Origin of the sequence: Halalkalibacter sp. AB-rgal2, from assembly GCF_041821005.1 — a bacterium.
GTDB lineage: Bacteria > Bacillota > Bacilli > Bacillales > Bacillaceae_D > Halalkalibacter.
Genome location: NZ_JBGUAV010000027.1, coordinates 1 through 17,989, shown reverse-complemented (window position 1 = coordinate 17,989; position 17,989 = coordinate 1). Strand labels below are relative to the sequence as shown.

At 36.5% G+C, this 17,989-nt stretch carries 13 protein-coding genes and 1 pseudogene; 1 reads left to right on the top strand and 13 read right to left on the bottom strand.

Annotation, left to right across the window (positions count from 1 at the left end; genetic code table 11):
* Positions 1–206: 206 nt before the first annotated feature.
* The 6 genes from ACERJO_RS17245 to ACERJO_RS17220 form a co-directional block, all read right to left on the bottom strand.
* Entirely contained in the window at positions 207–1,100 is an 894-nt protein-coding gene (locus ACERJO_RS17245; protein ID WP_247106429.1) for a fumarylacetoacetate hydrolase family protein, read from the bottom strand.
* A gap of 138 nt (positions 1,101–1,238) precedes the next feature.
* A complete protein-coding gene (locus tag ACERJO_RS17240) occupies positions 1,239–3,524 on the bottom strand; it encodes a glycoside hydrolase family 95 protein (RefSeq protein WP_373648280.1) in 2,286 nt (761 codons plus the stop codon).
* Between the two features lie 146 nt (positions 3,525–3,670).
* A complete protein-coding gene (locus tag ACERJO_RS17235) occupies positions 3,671–4,918 on the bottom strand; it encodes an MFS transporter (protein ID WP_373648279.1) in 1,248 nt (415 codons plus the stop codon).
* 116 nt (positions 4,919–5,034) lie between these two features.
* Positions 5,035–7,074 carry a methyl-accepting chemotaxis protein gene (locus ACERJO_RS17230; protein ID WP_373648278.1) on the bottom strand — a complete coding sequence of 680 codons (2,040 nt, stop codon included), beginning with the start codon at positions 7,072–7,074 and terminating at the stop codon, positions 5,035–5,037.
* An 865-nt stretch (positions 7,075–7,939) separates the two neighbouring features.
* A complete protein-coding gene (gene dcd, locus ACERJO_RS17225) occupies positions 7,940–8,476 on the bottom strand; it encodes a dCTP deaminase (RefSeq protein ID WP_247106422.1) in 537 nt (178 codons plus the stop codon).
* Positions 8,477–8,489: 13 nt separating this feature from the next.
* On the bottom strand, positions 8,490–9,695 hold the full coding sequence (locus ACERJO_RS17220; protein ID WP_373648277.1) for a GTP-binding protein: 1,206 nt from the start codon (positions 9,693–9,695) through the stop codon (positions 8,490–8,492).
* A gap of 160 nt (positions 9,696–9,855) precedes the next feature.
* On the opposite strand from ACERJO_RS17220, the gene ACERJO_RS17215 reads away from it, so the two are divergent.
* Entirely contained in the window at positions 9,856–11,037 is a 1,182-nt protein-coding gene (locus ACERJO_RS17215; RefSeq protein WP_373648276.1) for a GTP-binding protein, read from the top strand.
* A gap of 501 nt (positions 11,038–11,538) precedes the next feature.
* Here the strand turns inward: ACERJO_RS17215 and ACERJO_RS17210 are convergent.
* From ACERJO_RS17210 to ACERJO_RS17180, 7 genes and pseudogenes are all read right to left on the bottom strand, one after another.
* Positions 11,539–11,925, bottom strand: a complete 387-nt coding sequence (locus ACERJO_RS17210; protein WP_247106418.1) for a (2Fe-2S) ferredoxin domain-containing protein — start codon at positions 11,923–11,925, stop codon at positions 11,539–11,541.
* A gap of 52 nt (positions 11,926–11,977) precedes the next feature.
* Complete coding sequence (locus ACERJO_RS17205; RefSeq protein ID WP_373648275.1) at positions 11,978–12,907, bottom strand: CobW family GTP-binding protein; 930 nt, start codon at positions 12,905–12,907, stop codon at positions 11,978–11,980.
* 15 nt (positions 12,908–12,922) lie between these two features.
* Positions 12,923–13,345 (bottom strand): Fe-S cluster assembly sulfur transfer protein SufU, encoded by a 423-nt coding sequence (sufU, locus tag ACERJO_RS17200; RefSeq protein WP_373648274.1) that lies wholly within the window; start codon positions 13,343–13,345, stop codon positions 12,923–12,925.
* Between the two features lie 181 nt (positions 13,346–13,526).
* A pseudogene (locus tag ACERJO_RS17195) lies at positions 13,527–13,848 on the bottom strand (YibE/F family protein); the annotation flags it as partial.
* Between the two features lie 201 nt (positions 13,849–14,049).
* On the bottom strand, positions 14,050–15,204 hold the full coding sequence (locus ACERJO_RS17190) for a Ger(x)C family spore germination protein (RefSeq protein ID WP_373648273.1): 1,155 nt from the start codon (positions 15,202–15,204) through the stop codon (positions 14,050–14,052).
* Between the two features lie 2 nt (positions 15,205–15,206).
* A complete protein-coding gene (locus tag ACERJO_RS17185) occupies positions 15,207–16,724 on the bottom strand; it encodes a spore germination protein (RefSeq protein ID WP_373648272.1) in 1,518 nt (505 codons plus the stop codon).
* The gene (locus tag ACERJO_RS17180; RefSeq protein ID WP_373648271.1) at positions 16,708–17,805 is read right to left on the bottom strand and encodes a GerAB/ArcD/ProY family transporter; all 1,098 of its coding nucleotides are present in this window, start codon (positions 17,803–17,805) and stop codon (positions 16,708–16,710) included. The genes ACERJO_RS17185 and ACERJO_RS17180 overlap by 17 nt, the downstream gene beginning before the upstream one ends.
* Between the last annotated feature and the right edge of the window lie 184 nt (positions 17,806–17,989).

Sequence of the window (17,989 nt, the reverse complement as noted above, 5' to 3'; positions counted from 1 at the left end):
ATCCTTTTTTATCCAGAAACTTAAATAAAAAAGATGCCTAAAGGTACATGCTAGCCTTTAGGCATCCGTCATCATTTATACATGATTGTATTTTTACGCGAATCATCCAATTATCCTAACCGCATAATATCGTTCGAATGTTGCAAATCAAAATATATCCCCTGTAAGAGCTAGCATCTTGCTCTTACAATAGCTTAAATGAACATCTACTTTTCTGCTACAAAACGATTTGTTAAAGCACCAAGCTTTTCAACCTCCACAGTTACTTCATCACTAGGTTTAATGTATACTTGTTCGTTTTCTGGCAAACCAAGCGCGACGCCTTCAGGTGTTCCTGTTAAAATGATATCACCTGGTGTTAATGTCATATGTTTAGAAATGTAACTGACGATTTCATCCACATAGAAAATCATATCTGATGTATGTGAATCTTGACGGATTTCTCCATTCACAAAGGTTTTTAACGCTAATTGGTTAGGATCGCCAACTTCATCTGCTGTTACTAAATAAGGACCTAATGGGGAAAAATCATCACACGTCTTTCCAAGCAACCATTGAGGAGTTAAAAATTGAAGATCCCGTGCTGATAAATCATTTGCTGTACAATATCCTGCAACATAATTCAGTGCTTCATCCTTTCTTACATTTTTAGCGTTTTTCCCAATGACAACGGCTAGCTCAACTTCATAATCTAGCTTATTTGTCACTTTCGGAACTGCGATATCGCATTGATGACCTGTTAACGTATTGTTAAATTTATTAAAAAGAATAGGGACTTCCGGATATGGTGCATTTGTTTCATCGGCATGTTTTCGATAATTTAAACCAACACAAATAATTTTATTTGGTTTAGGCACACACGCTCCCCATTCAACTTCTTCTTCAGGGACAATGTAGGGAGGCTGTTCAGATAAAGGTAAGGAATTAATATACACCTGTAAGTCAGCTAAAGCTTTTTCTCCTCCACGTAAAATTTCCATTACCGACGTACCTACTTCTCCTTTTACATGTCGTAATGCTTCATTAATATTTACAATCCCTTGCTCCACTTTCACACCTAAATTAAGTTGTCCATTTTTCTTCATAGACAAGAGTTTCATTTAAATCCCTCCATTATATCGATTAAATACTTATTTATCATTCCTATACTTTTATGTTCTAGCTTCAATTCACGCTAGGTAATAGAACAAGCCTACACTCACTTAAGAAATGAATGTAAGCTATTTATTTTTTTCCTGTTATCCAACTCCTACAATCTCATACCTTCCATTCACACTTGTCGCAAATTGGTAGACGTTAGGTTCAACCTCAATATATCTCACCTGCTTCTGTTGATTTGTGATGTGTACTTTTCTATTGGTTCGCACTATACAGCGTTGCCCTTTTGATGAGAGTATTTCTGCCTTTACAAGTGTATTTCTTTCCCACAGAATGTCCACTTCAAACCCACCTTTTGCTCGTAAACCTTTTACATAACCAGCTTCCCATTTTTCAGGGAGGGAAGGTAGTAGATGAATTTCGTTCAGATGACTTTGAACGATCATCTCAGCGATTCCGGCTGTCCCACCAAAGTTCCCATCAATTTGAAAAGGAGGATGATTATCAAAAAGGTTTGGCAGTGTTGATTGTGTTAGTAGTTGTACAATATTTTCATAGGCCTTCTCACCCTCTTCTAATCGTGACCACATGTTAATAATCCACGCACGACTCCATCCCGTATGTCCGCCGCCATACTTTAATCTCCGTTGCAATGTGGCTTTCGCTGCATGAGCCAATTCTGGAGTTTTTCTAGGAGCAATTTGATTACTTGGATGAAGAGCAAAAAGGTGAGAAATATGACGATGTCCGGGTTCTAGTTCATCATAATCTTCCAGCCATTCTTGAACTTGACCGTGTTTACCTATTTGTGGTCGAGGTAGCTTACTTCTTAAGTCTATTAATTGCTGACGATAGTCTTCATCTTTGTTTAAAATAGCACTTGCCTCAACAACAGCGCTGAATAATGAAAAGATGATCTGACTATCCATCGATGGCGCTTCGCATAAGACACCTTTCTCACCATTTGGTAATAAGTACGTATTTTCGGGAGAAACCGATGGCGACGTGATCAAATAGCCATCTTCCGTTTCGACTAAAAAATCGACAAAGAATAATGCTGCTTCTTTTAATATATCGTAATATGTGGCAAGAAAGTCTTCATTTAAGTTATACTCATAATGCTCCCAAATATGTAGGCTCAGCCAAGCTGCACCTAATGGCCAAATACTAGCTGGCATATATCGATCTTGCGGAGCAGTATCTCCCCAAATATCAGTATTATGATGAGCAACAAAGCCTCGACACCCATACATTTTAGCTGCTGTTACACTTCCATTAATCCGTACTTTTTCAATATGATCAAATAGTGGCTGATGACATTCTTGTAAATGACAAACCTCTGCAGGCCAATAATTCATTTCGGTATTAATATTAATCGTATATTTGCTATCCCATGGGGGATTCATTTGGTCATTCCAAATACCTTGTAACGTTGCTGGCAACGATCCCACTCTACTAGAAGCGATTAATAAATATCGTCCGAAATGAAAATACGTTGTGATCAAGCCAAAGTCGTCATCACCGTTCTTCATACGTTCGAGACGTTCATCCGTTGCCAACGTGTCTAAGTCTTCATTTTCGTGTAATTTAAACTGAACACGTTTGTACAAAGATTGATAATCACCTATATGTCTTTCTCTTAATGTCTCGTAACTTGTTTTCGTTGCAACGTCTAGCAATTGCTTACATTGCTCTGTAGGATCTGTAAAACGATACGTTGTTGCAGCAGCTAAACAAATGGTCACCGCATGTGCATTTTCGACCATCAAGCGATTACCAATCGTTTCAATTGATCCACTATCCGCTCTCACATCGATCATCATCACAAATCCAATTCCATCAACACCGCCAGTCTTTCCATTTAGCATTAATCGATTATTAGTAATCGCTTTCATTCCATCGAAATTCTTTGCGTTCCCTCGATCCAAATATGTCCTAAAAGATAGACCTTCTTTCTTTGAAGTTGTTAATCGAATAACCATCACTTGATCGGGATAACTAGTGAATATTTCTCGATGATAAGATTCTCCCTTTAGTTGATATTGTACATTTGCAATCCCTTGTTGCAGATCCAAAGACCTTTCATATCCCTCGAAATCATCGTGATCTTTAAACTGGAAATAGAGATCTCCTAATGGTTCATAATGTCGTTGTGATTCAGGCGTTCCCATAAATGCCAATTCTGTTAGCTCTTCAGCTTCCTTCAACCTGCCTTCTCTTAATCGTCTTCTTACTTGATCTAGGTTCCTTCTAGCATCACGATTATTTCGATCTATGGGACCACCATACCAAATAGAGTCTTCATTTAATTGGATGTGCTCCTGTTGAACCGTACCAAAAACCATCCCCCCTAAACGTCCATTGCCAACTGGTAAAGCTTCGTTCCAATCATTGGCAGCTTGCTTATACCATAACGATTGATTCATCTTAATCTCCTCCAAAAATCGATTTGATTAGCTTTTATTTGAAGCATCATTCTTTCCAACCTTCTCCTAAAGGCAAACAATGATAGAACACACGTTTATCTGTCAATATTTTTTAGCAAACAATAAAAGAGCCTTACATCCGAATGTCACTGTTCTTTAGCCTCTTTAACCTCCCTCTTCTTATAAACAACACGACTTTTCTGAGTTAGTACAACAACAATGGTGCAGAAAATAGCAATGATTCCGCAAAGATAGAATATACTTAGTAAATTCGTTAATTCAGCTACCTCTCCAGCTATAAGTGGCCCAACCATAATACCTAGCGCATAAAAGGATTGATAAAAGCCCATTGCTGAATTCTTCAATTTTTCATCACTTACTTGTATGACTATCGTTAGAAGCAACGGGAAAATAAAGCCAAGCGATAGCCCCAAGCCAGCATGTAAAAGCACGACAAATATCCACGCTTGAACAAATGGAACAAGTAAAACAAAAAAAGCTGTTAGAATAAAGCTGATGATTAAGATTTTCATTTGACTTTGCTGTTTAATGGTACGAAACATGAGCCAAATAGCTGCCAGAGCATGCGGTATGAAGAAAGCACACACTAACACCGTCACAGCATATGACGATTCTGTGAGCTGTGAAACATACATAGGTGAAAAACCAAATATCGTAATAAACAATATAGAATGTGCTCCTAATGAAAGGAATGTAATGAAAAGTAACCCTCTTATTCGAAACGTTTGTTTAAAATAATAACTTAGCGGTAAAGCATTCTCTCTTTTTACTGAGAAATCTTTCACTTGTAATACAAGGATCGTTCCAATAACAGCAGCTACTGTCGCCACCCAAAACGGTGCCTTCCAACCAAAATAATAAACGAGGTAGCCGCTTATCATCATACTGATAAATTGAGCAAACACGGTTAAAAATTGAATACGACTCATCGCTTTAGCTGCAAATTGCTCTTTCACATAATGAGAATATAAAACGGTTGCCATTACCCACATTGCCGCCGTCACTCCAGCTAACAAGCGCGCAATGAAAATCGAAATAAATGATTCAGAGAATATAAGAATTAGACCACTTGCAATCCCAGCTAAAAAACCAAATGTCAATAGATGCTTACGAATACCAAAGAGCTTGTCAGAAAGCACGCCGAGTGGAAAGCGTAATAAGATTTGTGTTAAACCATAGCTTCCTAAAATGACTCCAATCATTGAGTAAGTAAAATGAATCGATTCTAAATAAAGAGAAAATACCGGAATATAAACATATGTACAAAACCAAAAACAAAATATCACACAAGAAAAAATAACATGATCTTTTTTCGTTGCTAGCGTTTGTGATCGACCTTCTTCGTGCAGCTTTAATAGTGAACTTGATTGCATCAATAGAACTTCTCCTTTTATGAAAACGCATCCTTCACATTGTATCATGTTATTCATTATTAAAAAATGAATAAGGCCATAGGAAAAGAAGTACCTTCTCCTATGGCCTATAAAACTTAAATTTTAAACTGCTCAATACTTTTAGTCATTTCTGTTGCTAGCTCTGCTAACTCTTCACTCGCTCGGGCAATTTCTTTAATCGATGAAGTTTGTTCATCTACGGAGGCCGTAGCTTCCTCTGTCGTTGCTGCATTTTCCTCTGAAATCGCCGATAGGTTATTAATTAACCCTATTATTTCTTCTTTTTTCATCTGCATTTGATCACTAGAGTTCGTAATTTGATTAGCAGAGTTTTGCATATTCTCGATAACATTTGCCATTTCACCAAATTGTTGACGCGTTTCTTCTATGCTTCTAGTTTGAATAACGGCATGCTCTTCTACTAATCCAACTGTCGAAACAGCGTGGTCTGTCTTACTAATTAACTCTTGAATAATCTGAACAATCTCTTCTGTAAACGTATTGGATTGTTCGGCAAGCTTACGAACTTCATCTGCTACAACAGCAAAACCTTTTCCTGCTTCCCCTGCACGAGCTGCCTCAATCGCAGCATTTAATGCAAGTAGATTGGTCTGTTCTGAAATACTCCGTATCATATGACTCGCTGCTTCAATTTTCTCTGCGCTCTCATCCGTATTGACGATAATTTTTTTTATATCTTGGATCGATTTAGAGTTAGCCTCTGTTTTGTCCATTAATTCATGTAAATTCTTTTCACCATGCTCCTTTAACGACGTAACCTCTTTGATCGCCTTTGTTAATACAATCAGTTGCTTCAAATTGTTATTCATATGATCGCTTAATTCTTGCACTTGACTCGATCCTTTTTCCGTATCCTCCGCCTGTTCTACTGCACCAGAAGCGATACCGTCAATTGCTTGTGATACTTCAGTAGAGGCTCTTTCTGTAAGTAGACTTCTTTCAGTTAGAACTTCAGAAGAAGTTAAGACTCTTCCAGAAAGCGTTCTAGAAGCCTTAATTAAATCAACAAAATTTAATTGCATTTTGCTTAGCGCAGCAATCATTTTACCAATTTCGTCTTTTCTTTTCTCGAACTTTTGAAGTGCATCTTTAGATTGCAAATCAAAATTAGCAAGCTTATTTAGTTCAGTCGTTACAGCTTTAATAGGTTTACTCATTGAATGACTAACCCAATATGTACTTGCTACTCCAATAATGATAAAGATAACGATAAAAATAATTAATGAAATAACCAATTCGTTTAAAGATTGGAAGATTTCATGATCATCTACCTCAACAACAATGACCCAATCTGTTCCTGTGACAGGAGCATATCCAACTAATGTACGAATACCGTCAAAGGAATGTTCACCAAAGCCTACTTCACCTTGACTAATTCTTTGCTCGAACAATTGACCTAAAGGTTCAACTGAAAAATCAGCTTCTTCTTCATCAATAAAGCCTTGCTCGACCATCTCTCGCATATTAGCCATTTCAATTAAATTTAGTTGCCACTCGACTAGCATATACTCTGGATGTGCTTGAAATGTTCCAGCCTTGTTAGCAATAAACCCTCGCGTCGATTCATAGTTCCCATATTTAATTTCATAAATGATATCAGTTAAGTGACTAGCATCCTTTGTACCTATAAGTACACCAGAAATTTGATTATTTTCATAGACAGGAACTGCATATGATACAAGAGGAGCTTGGTTTTCTACACTTAAAAAAACGTCAGACGTAGCCGGTTCACCTGTTATCGCTCTTTCAAAAAAAGCTTCCCCACTTACATCTGTCCATTCACTATGATTCGTTAAAGATTCAACTTGACCTGATGAGCCCGCAAATGAAAAGTCAATGTACTCATATTTATTCGCTATTTCATTAAAATACCCTATCCGATCTTCTCCATTTGTAATGATTGAATTCTCTGCTAAAGCTTCTAAAAAGTTCGTGTGCTGCCTTAAGGTTGCATTAACTAACGAGGCACTTTCCACTGCAACACTTGAAAGATTTAACTCCGCTTCACCTTCAATCGTATTTGAGCTATTCCAAATCGAAAGTCCTCCAACTCCAGCTGCGATAAATACTATGAGTGAGGTAAATAAAATCATTAATTTTACTTTAATTGACAAAAAAATCCCTCCACATGTTCAGTTCAAGCTTCATTATAGGTAGATTTTCTTAACAATGTATAGTATCAATTTAATATTTTTGGTATATTTATTTAGTTTCATCTTATTTTTCATAAAACATATGACTATTTACTCATTTTATTTATCCTCTAATATTCATTAACATTTACAATTCAATAATCCTCAAACAACAAAATAGTCCATCTAAAGACGATTCACCAACATACGCTCGGGAAGATATGGCTTGCTAAAGGGGCAAAAATTATAACTTGAATTAATTAACTAACAATAGAAATAAAACATACATGTAGAAGGTTTTAAACTTCTTCACTTCCTTAACAAACGATTAACACTATTCCCCAAATGGACGCTAGAATGTTTATTATGTTCAGAATACGAAAATAAGAGGAGGTTATCTCCAAAGGCCACATATGGAGGCCGCTGAAAAAGGGATCGTTTACTTCGGACTTGAAGGAGAGCTTTTCCCTCGCTCCCGGGATGGGGGGCACGCTTTGTTGAGAGGTAAGATAGACATTCCCTACTCTTCAACGATAAAAAAATAAGAGAAATAGCCTAAAAAGGCCTTTGAGAAATGAGACTCAAAGGACTTTTATCTACAGTTTGAAGTTTCATTTTATCAAACACTACCCTGTCATTTTATTTTATCATTTAGGTCGTACATAGATGCAGGGGAATCGAATGATATCAGGTGAATTCAAATTTAATAAAGATGCCGGGATGTATGTTTGTAAAGCTTGACATATGGCTGCTCACAAAAAATATGATGAACGAAAAGGGAAAGATACGAATCCACGAGTCCGATACTTATTTGATGTTGAAAAGTGCAAAATTCATTTCCCCCCTCTTATTCGACATCCATATAAACTTTGCTTTCCATTGCCCCTGATTGTCCGGCATACTTGCCCTTATATGGGAAAGTCTTTTCGTCTAATTCTGCTATAACAAGTTGACAAATCCTCCGACCGACCTGCACCTCAATTGGTACTTGATTCGAATTGTACAATTCCAACGTAATTTGACCAGAAAATCCCGGATCAACCCAACCAGCATTTTGAATGAATAACCCTAATCTTCCAATAGAACTTCTTCCTTCAACAAATGCTGTCAAATGATTGGGTAGTTTAATGGTTTCTAGTGTTGTCGCAAGCATAAACGAGTGTGGTGGTATAACAATACGATTACGAATAACCTCTATATTTTTATATATTGAAGGCTGATCCATTTTTAATAATTCAACTTTATCTTGATCAACGATTTTAAACTCATTTCCTAGCCTTAAATCAACCGATGCAGGTTGAATTTGTCTTGTACGTTCAAAGGGAGATATAGATATTTCTCTCTTCTCCCACCTTTCTTGAATACTTTTACCTGATAATATCAAATTCTCTCACTCCTTATGAGTGTGCCCGTTGAATATCCCAATTAAATGGGTTATCAAAGGTACTCCAGTCCGTCTCCAGTTCAGAATCGGTTAATAAACATTGATCCACTTCTCTCTTAATTTCATCCGGATCTAATTCAGTTCCGATAAAGACTAGCTTCGTATGTCGATCTCCATACACTTGATCCCACTCTTCCATAATGTGCGGATTGTCTAGTAAAATTCTCTCCCTCTCAGCTTTCGGCAAGCTAGCGACCCAATAAGAAACAGGTTCAATAGAAACAGCAGGACCTGCTTGAGAAACGAGTAAAGCAAGGTCATTTTCTGTCGCACACCATGCAATGCCTTTTGCACGCACAATATTATGAGGAAGTTGACTCATATAGTTTTGAAACCGTTCAGAATGAAAGGGCAACCGACTTCGATAAACAAATGAAGATATACCGTACTCCTCTGTTTCTGGTGTATGGTGTTTGTGACCTTGCGTCAACTCGCGAATCCAACCAGCCGATTGACTTGCCTCCTGAAAATTAAATGAATGTGTATGTAAGATCTCTTTTGGATCCACCTTCGAATGCTCTGTTCTTATCATTTTCGCTTTTGGCTGTAATGTTCTCAATACAGATTCAAGCTTATTTAAATCTTCTTCATCAACTAAATCACATTTATTTAAAATAAGCACATTACAAAATTCAATTTGTTCTATTAACAAGTCAGCAATCTCTCGTGTATCGTCTTCTCCAACTGCTTCCTTTCGATCAAGTAATCTTTCCCCTGAACGAAAATCATGCCAAAATCGATTCGCATCCACTACGGTCACCATAGTATCTAGGCGACAATAGGTTGACAAATCAATATTTAATTCTTCATCTATGTAAGAAAAAGTTTGAGCAACAGGTGTTGGCTCACTAATACCAGTCGACTCAATCACAATATAATCAATATCTCCTGCTTTCGCTAAACGCTCTACCTCCATTAATAAATCCTCGCGTAACGTGCAGCAAATACACCCATTCGACATTTCTACTAGCTTCTCATCTGTTCGCGATAGCCCACCACCTTGACGTACTAGATCAGCATCAATGTTCACTTCACTCATGTCATTGACAATAACGGCGATTTTTAATCCATCACGATTATTCAACAAATGATTTAACAAAGTTGTCTTGCCAGATCCTAGATATCCACTTAGTACCGTTACTGGAATTTGCTTTTCCATATTTTCCTCCTTGTAAATCGTAATGATTACTATTTACATAACTCTACCTTAATTATATAGCTTTTGTCAAAACTTTTTTCTTATCTATTTACAATTAAAACAATTAAGTCTACAATTTAAATCGTAATAATTACTATTTATCTACTAGGAGGAACTTACTATGAAAAAAATTCCGATAACAGTTTTAAGCGGTTATTTAGGAGCAGGAAAAACAACATTACTTACTCATATACTAAAAAATCGTCAAGGATTAAAAGTAGCTGTCATAGTAAACGATATGAGCGAAATCAATATCGACGCTACCTTAGTAAAAAACCAACGCTTTTCACGAACAGATGAAAAGTTAGTCGAATTACAAAATGGCTGTATTTGCTGTACATTACGTGAAGATTTAATGAAAGAAGTAGAACGAATCATCGATGAGGGAGGAATTGATTATATTGTCATTGAATCATCGGGAATTAGCGAGCCTATCCCTGTCGCACAAACCTTTACTTATATAGATGAAGAGTTTAATATCGATTTAACGAATAAATGTCAATTAGATACAATGGTAACAGTCGTAAATGCTGCTCAATTTTGGGAGGATTACGCTTCAGGAGAAACACTTTTAGACCGTAAACAAGCAACCGATGAAAATGACACACGTGATATCTCTGATTTGCTCATTGATCAAATTGAATTTGCTAACGTTATACTTGTTAATCATATTGAAACGTTAAACGACATTGACAAAGGAGAGCTCATTGATTTCATGAAAAAATTAAACGCTGATGCGACGATAATTCCAACCTCCTATTCAGAAGTTGATTTACAAGAAGTACTACACACTGGTAAATTCGACTTCGAAAAGTCAAGCCAAGCGGCAGGATGGATCAAAGAGCTAAATGAAGAGCACATCCCAGAAACTGAAGAATATGGAATTTCCTCCTTTGTTTATCGAAAACGGCGCCCTTTCCACCCAAAACGGTTTATGTCGTGGTTAGAGAAATGGCCTGAGGATGTCGTTCGAGCAAAAGGGTTTATTTGGGTAGCGACCAGAAACTCTATGGCTGGTCTTATTTCTCAAACTGGATCCACCGTAACATTACAAGGTGCGGGAGAATGGGTTGCGGCCTATAGCGATGAAGAACGAGAGAAAGCCCTAGCTGAAGAAGTAGAGCTCCAACAAAAATGGGACCCTACCTTCGGAGATCGGTTAACAGAGCTTGTCCTTATTGGTGTCGATATGGATCATGAAGCAGTGAAACACTCCCTTGATTTGTGTACATTAACTGACGAAGAAATGAACCAGGACTGGTCATCATTCTATGACCCATTACCAGAGTTTGTAGAAGCTTAATATCAATGAAGAGTCCGAGCAGATAGTTGTATAACTATTCTTTCTAGAAATATCGATTCTTGATCAATGAGCTTATCATCGACTATTCGGCAACGGAATTGAGTAAAATAGTAGCGAATGAATGCCTTTACTTCCGATTCTACACGGGATTGATCAATGTACGATAACTTGGTTCATATCCTTGTAAAAACAAGCTATTTTTTATAAAGATGATGAGTCTGAACGGTGGATATTTCACATAGTGAAATGGAGAGGAATTCACTCGGCTCCTACTGGAAATAGAGGTAAGGGCGACATATTCCGTAAAAAGATACTGAAGAACCCCAAAATCATGAAGAGGCTGGGACAAAAGTATTTTCATAAGAGAGATACCGAACAAATCTAGAGTGGAGCACCTTCACCGCTCCTGAAATATACTTCGCTACATTATCTAAATGTTCGCATTCTCGGGCTAAACACTTTTGTTTTGTCACAGCCTCTTCATTTATTCAGCGACTCAAGTCAAAGCTTTGAAACTTTATTAACAACTTCTTCTGTTTTTGTAACACCCTTAACAGTACCACCTGTACGGACAAACGTCTCTTCATACGTGTGGCTGATCTTCTCAATTAACGGTTTATTCTCAACTACAGATTGAACAAAAGCATAAGCGTCTTCATCCGTCATCTCTTTATACCAACGTCCATGCGGATATTCAATCACGACGCATTTATCATGACACCTTCCGTTACACAATGTTCTAGAAGTATGAATGATGTTATTTACATCTTGATTTGTTATCTCTCTTCGTATTGCTGACGTTAACGATTCTGCACCAGCTTTATTGCAACTACTTCCATTACAAATTAAAATATGATGCGTCGTTTCTTCCAAATTCCATGTTGCCATTCTCATCCTCCATTCAAATTAATGTTCGTTTCTCTTCTTTTTCATTCCAGTTTCACACGTACATCCTGCTTAATTCACTTTCAATCATCTCCCGGTCTAACCGTTCTCCAATTAAAACAAGAATTGGTTGTTGCTGTCTTACTTTTTTTAAACGCTCAAAAGCAACATCACCATAGGAAAGGTTAAAAAGAAACATACCTGGTGTCTCATGTAATTGAATAAAACCTTTTGCTCGATATAGCTGATCTTTTTGACATAACCAATTTGTAAAAGCCACTCTTTCCATCGCTGAGAGAATTGGTAAGGTTACCGTTCTAATGTGTAGACTGTGATGGATATGGGCGTCAAATTCTGCTTCTTCATTAGTCAAATGACTCTTCTGTTTATCTAGTTCATTAGATGGAAGTTGAATAGAAGCAAAAGAAGTATCATAAACATGCGCATTTTCATTAATATGTTTGATTCCTGCTTCTACTTCTCTTATGGTGCTTGAATCCACTCGGTCAGTATGATTGATAATGACCAAATCAGCAAAGCGTATTTGCTCATTCATCAGCTTTCTCATTTTGATAGACATTTTTTTCTCAAACCACTGCTTAGCATGAACAGTTGTAATAACAGATTTCAAGTAGGACGTTCCTATAAGCTGGGGATGGGTACACGCATTCATGATTTCTAACGGATGAGCGACTCCTGTTGCTTCAATATAAATCGTATCTAGTTCATATTGTTCTAATAAACCTTTTATTTGCACCGTAAGGTCACCTTGAATGGAACAGCATATACACCCATTTAACATTTCTCTTATAGGGGTTTTTTCAGGAATAGTAGCTGAATCCACACTCACCTTCCCTACTTCATTCATAATCACAGCAATGCGTCTTCCTTTTTGCTGTTCTTCTTTCAATAATCGCTTTAACAATGTACTTTTGCCACTTCCTAAAAATCCCGTTAATATAATGAGTTCCGTTTTATTTTTCAATTATTTCCCACTTCCTTATTGCCGTAATACCTTATTCAAAGCTTGCCAACTCATTAATGCACAGTTATGACGAGCACGTAACTTGTGAACACCTTCTAACGACTCTGCATCTCCTAAATCGAGCTGACTGTTTTGTCTTTCGCCTTTTTTGATCAATGCTTCAAACTCATTCATTAGTGCATAAACTGTATTTAACTTCTCACCTTTAATTAACTCCGTCATCATTGATGAAGATGCCATACTAATACTGCATCCTTCTCCTTCAAAGGCTACATTTTCAACTGTTTCTTGTTCAATTTGAATATAAAGTGTGATGACATCACCACAAGTCGGATTCTTATAATGAATGTGTTTGACTGTTGAACCTGTGAGCTGTCCATAGTTTCTCTTATACCTCGCATGATCCATTACCACTTTTCGGTAAAGGTCACTAAGCATTTTATCTCTCCTTTCCTTAAATCGTAATTATTACGATTTATTTAATAGTTTATAGGATTATTTCGAATTTAGCAAATGGAATAAGAGAGAGTTCTTTTCTATAATAGACACTCTTAAACAAATTAATTTTTTTATAAGAGCGTGTTCAAAAGGTCGTTTTTCAACCTTTTTAAACAACCTCTTTTACTGCAATGTTTTTATTCTTTTCATATACCCAAATATAGAAGAGGACATTGTTATCGCTACGTCCATAACTGCTCCAAAAGAACCGAGGAACAATCCTGCCATAAAGACCATTTGATAAGGTCGAGTTATAAACTGCATCCCCTCATACCTAAGTCCATTTTCTGCCGTTAATTGAATAACAACATACGTAATGAACAGCGAGATAAAAGTAGCAAATAGGGTAGCTACAATCGCTGAAAATGTTTTTTCATTAAAACCCGTTAACGAGTAAGAGAGAAATACACAGTAAATAAAATAATACTGAAACCGTATATAAAGGTGTTGCGCCTATGAAAATCGCTCACCTCAAGACTTTTTAAAAGATGTAGCGACACTATCTTTTTTAGAAGTGTCGCATGAAGCCTATACGATTTGAGCCGTTTTAAACGTCGATCTCAAAAAAAGTATATCGAGAATGTAGTCCAAACGTTTTCAAATCCACGTTATCCTATCATTGAATTCATTTCTATGACTTCCAATTAAATTGGTTCCAACTTATCTTTACCCGATTTAAACAACTTCACATTCACTTGGATCTTTTCAATTGATTGTTCATTTAGAGGAACATAACCATCAATTGTATACTTTCGCCAAAGATCTCGATCTTTTTTATATAACACATGAGATAACTGATAAATGTCCCCCTGAATTTCAAGAGCCTTCATGAACGTATGTCGAACTTCATTTTCAATTTGTTTTGATACCATTTCCTTAATTTCCTCAGAAGAAACATCTTTATACAATTCCATTGGATTTGCCAGTATATCAATCGTAATGGAAAACACAATATTGTCATTTTGAATAACTGGCTTAATTTTCACTGTTGGTTTACGACCAATGACCGTTCCAACTATATCTCCGCTTTGATTCAAAACAATCGATGCTCGAACAGTCGATTCTTGCATCCAACGCATGCCTAACATATCTCCGTTCATAATAAACCCTTTAAACTGAGAATGATGAAGTAAAGCAGCTCCATCCTTCGTTAATGTTGTTTCAGGCTGCTGTAGTTCCATTGACCAACGATCTTCTCTCGTATCTAATATCGGAAAAATAGTTGTTTGACCAGGCTCATACATTAATGAAAAGAGTCTATGCAACCGAATTGGCTCAACAAATGAGCTCTGCTCATAACTTTCAGTTGGTTCACCTAACACCGAGAAAATCGGACTCATTTCCAATAATACAGGCGTAGTAAGTAACTCTTTTAATTGAGAATCTGTTGCAAATACCCACATCGTATGCCGATTTTCTTCATAACGGCTTAATCCCTCTATAATTTCTTCCATTCCTTCATTTCGTTCTAAAATACTTTTAGTCACAATAAAACTTGATAAATGCCCCCAATAAATTTTACGATCTGTTTCACTATATAACTTATGTAAAGCTTCGACAACTGTCCTTCCCTTAGCATGTCCAACATAAAGTGGCGAACCACTTTGTTGGACACCTTCCCCTCCTCTTGGCATTGCTTGGAAATTTAAAATTTGAATAAACACTTCGTATTGACCTTCTGTATAATCAAACCCGATCGAATTCACATAATATTGCAACTCTAGGCTATTTGAATCCCAGCATCCAGTCAAAACAACACAAGTTAAAAAAATACTTATAAACACATTCTTCTTTCGCATTATTAACTCCGTGACTTCCTATCATCGTCAAGATCAAGAATTGCAGGTCTTTCTCTTCCTATCTTCCATGATGGACGAAAGACAGCCTTAATTAAATCTTGTCCCTCATAAGGAGCGATAGGTGATAAATAAGGGACACCATAAGAACGTATGTTGGCAGCATATAAAAGAATAGCAAATGTAGCTGTAAATAAACCAAATAATCCAAGAAATGAAGAAAGGATTAAAATGATAATACGTATGACACTAATTGTACCGGCAAATGATTGGTTGCCTAATGAAAATGTTGCAACTGCAGAGGTTGCAACAACGACTACCATTGCCGGGTTTGTTAATCCTGCTCGAATAGCAGCATCACCAATAATTAACCCTCCTACAACAGACAGAATTTGTCCAATCGCAGAGGGAAGTCGCAATCCAGCCTCACGAAACAGTTCAAAGATAAGAACCATAATGAGCGCCTCTAATGCAGTAGGTAAAGGAACACCTAAACGAACTTGAGATAAACTGGAAACTAAAATAAAAGGAAGCTGATTATTGTGAAACGCAACAAGTGCAACCCATAACCCTGGGAGTAATGCCGCTATTAATAAACCAACAAAACGAATCACCCGCTCCAATGAATTATAAATAAAGTAAACTTCATTATCCTCAGCAGCTTTAATTAAGAACGTTAAGTTTACCGGAGCTATTAAAACCGTTGGAGCCCCATCAACTAAAATGATAAAACGTCCCCGCAGTAACGCATCAGATCCAAAATCTGGACGTCCAGTATAATGAAACATTGGGAATAAGCGAAAACCACTAGGGATCAGTAGCTCTTCTAATTGATTCGTGTTTAGTAATCCATCAATTTCGATATTCTTTAATTGTTTTCTAACCTCTTTAATTGCCTGCTTTGGAGCAATGTCAATTATATAGAACAGTCCCACCCTCGTTTTACTTCGTTCTCCAATTGTGAACTCTTCATATTTTAATGAAGTCGATCTTATTCTTTTGCGAATTAATGCCGTATTGACACGTATTTCTTCGATAAATCCATCTTTCGCTCCACGAATTGATAGTTCTGAACTCGATTCTTCAGGGTCACGTTGAGGGTGTTTACCGATATCCACAACATACCCAACTTTTAATAGCTCAATCCAAAGAAATAACTTGCCATCAAACACATCAGAAGTAATCTCATCTACTGATTCTGGTTGTTTCACAGCATCATTCTTCCAAACTTGACGAACGCCATGAATATCTATCTGGTTTATTTCATATTCACTTCCCAAATTTTCTAGTTGTGGGATGACTTCTTCATTAATTTTTTCCTCTTGACAAAGACCTTTACAATACAAAAATAAGATATCTACTTCTTGTTTTTTAAATGTAAATGGAAGATTCGTAATCGAGATGTCATCTGATAATGTAAACAGGTTATAAATGTCTCCTTCATTTAATTCCCTTACTTTCAAATCAAGTTCCTCATTCGACTTCACATACATTTGACGCTTGTGTTTAACCTTCCTTTTCATATTGTACGGAGCTCCCTTTCCTTAAGATACTTAAAACAAATATGACGACAAATAATAGCGACGCAAATAACAATAGGCCGGGTAATATAAACACCGTCATTAACTCTTCATATTGTATATCGCCTAACGGAATAGAAAGAGCTAGGGCTATAATACTGCCACATATTAGAATAACTTTGATTCTTCTTTTTCGATTCTCTATTTGTAATAAATCAATAATTAGAAATAATAACAACGAAATTCGTACAAAGGCTCCACTCAACCATTGAAAAATAGATAAAAAATCAATATGCTCGACAAAACGTCCTAAAGAAACGAGAGCCCATTGCTCAAAAGCAGGAAAGCGTAACTGTCCTGCTTTTTCTGGACCAAAATTAGCAATCGTTCCCATCGTAGGTCCTAATGTTATCCATACTAATAAAGCCCCTATTACTACTAATGACATAAATGTAATCTTTGTTTTAACTCGATGCTGAATAAATAATATAATGAATAACTCAATCATACCTGCCCCAACATATACCATTCCTTTTATTGTAGGTAGCAGACCGTTTTCAAATATAGGAAACAATAATGAATAGTCTTTATTAGGGAAATTTGCTGACATTACAAAAAAACCTAAAAATATGACAATAGGTAATAGAACTCCATTCACAATCGCAATCGTTCGTATCGACGTAATCGCCATACTCATACATAATAATAAAAAACTAAAAGCAATGATTTTATCTGGTGTTTGAGGTAAATATGTAATTTTTGTCCATAACGTTAAATCCTTCAAAGTGATTAAGCTAGTTGTCAATAAATAAATGACAATTAACATAACAATAACTTTGGACAATATTCCCCCAACTCTCTCTTTAAACCATCCATATAAATTTTGCTGATTTGTATTTCGAATCACGACATATATCATCAACATATAAATTGGATAGATCAATGCTGTGATAATGATAGAAATCCATGCATCTCTTCTGGCTACCTCAAGTAATGATGGGATCAATATGACATGATTTTTTAATCCGGTTGACATTAACAAGAAAAGGATAACGTGAAAAACAGTTATTTCTCTATGTTGCATAACTTTGCCTCCTGACCTCCTTATCATGTACTCACTTAAGAAAAATATGTAATTATTTTGAGTTGTATCATTTCACACAAAAAACATACTAAGATTAGTGGGTAAGGTCATCGGCGGGTGATCTTACCCACTATTTCTTTTTTAAGTTATAGTGAGGAGTGAAAGAAAGCCCGGACAAAGTCTT

Coding starts and splice junctions, on each gene's coding strand:
- ACERJO_RS17210 (WP_247106418.1), bottom strand. CDS start 11,925: ATGGCAACATGGAATTTGGAAGAAACGACGCATCATATTTTAATTTGT.
- ACERJO_RS17240 (WP_373648280.1), bottom strand. CDS start 3,524: ATGAATCAATCGTTATGGTATAAGCAAGCTGCCAATGATTGGAACGAA.
- ACERJO_RS17220 (WP_373648277.1), bottom strand. CDS start 9,695: ATGGAAAAGCAAATTCCAGTAACGGTACTAAGTGGATATCTAGGATCT.
- ACERJO_RS17215 (WP_373648276.1), top strand. CDS start 9,856: ATGAAAAAAATTCCGATAACAGTTTTAAGCGGTTATTTAGGAGCAGGA.
- ACERJO_RS17190 (WP_373648273.1), bottom strand. CDS start 15,204: ATGCGAAAGAAGAATGTGTTTATAAGTATTTTTTTAACTTGTGTTGTT.
- ACERJO_RS17245 (WP_247106429.1), bottom strand. CDS start 1,100: ATGAAACTCTTGTCTATGAAGAAAAATGGACAACTTAATTTAGGTGTG.
- ACERJO_RS17235 (WP_373648279.1), bottom strand. CDS start 4,918: ATGCAATCAAGTTCACTATTAAAGCTGCACGAAGAAGGTCGATCACAA.
- ACERJO_RS17180 (WP_373648271.1), bottom strand. CDS start 17,805: ATGCAACATAGAGAAATAACTGTTTTTCACGTTATCCTTTTCTTGTTA.
- sufU (WP_373648274.1), bottom strand. CDS start 13,345: ATGCTTAGTGACCTTTACCGAAAAGTGGTAATGGATCATGCGAGGTAT.
- ACERJO_RS17185 (WP_373648272.1), bottom strand. CDS start 16,724: ATGAAAAGGAAGGTTAAACACAAGCGTCAAATGTATGTGAAGTCGAAT.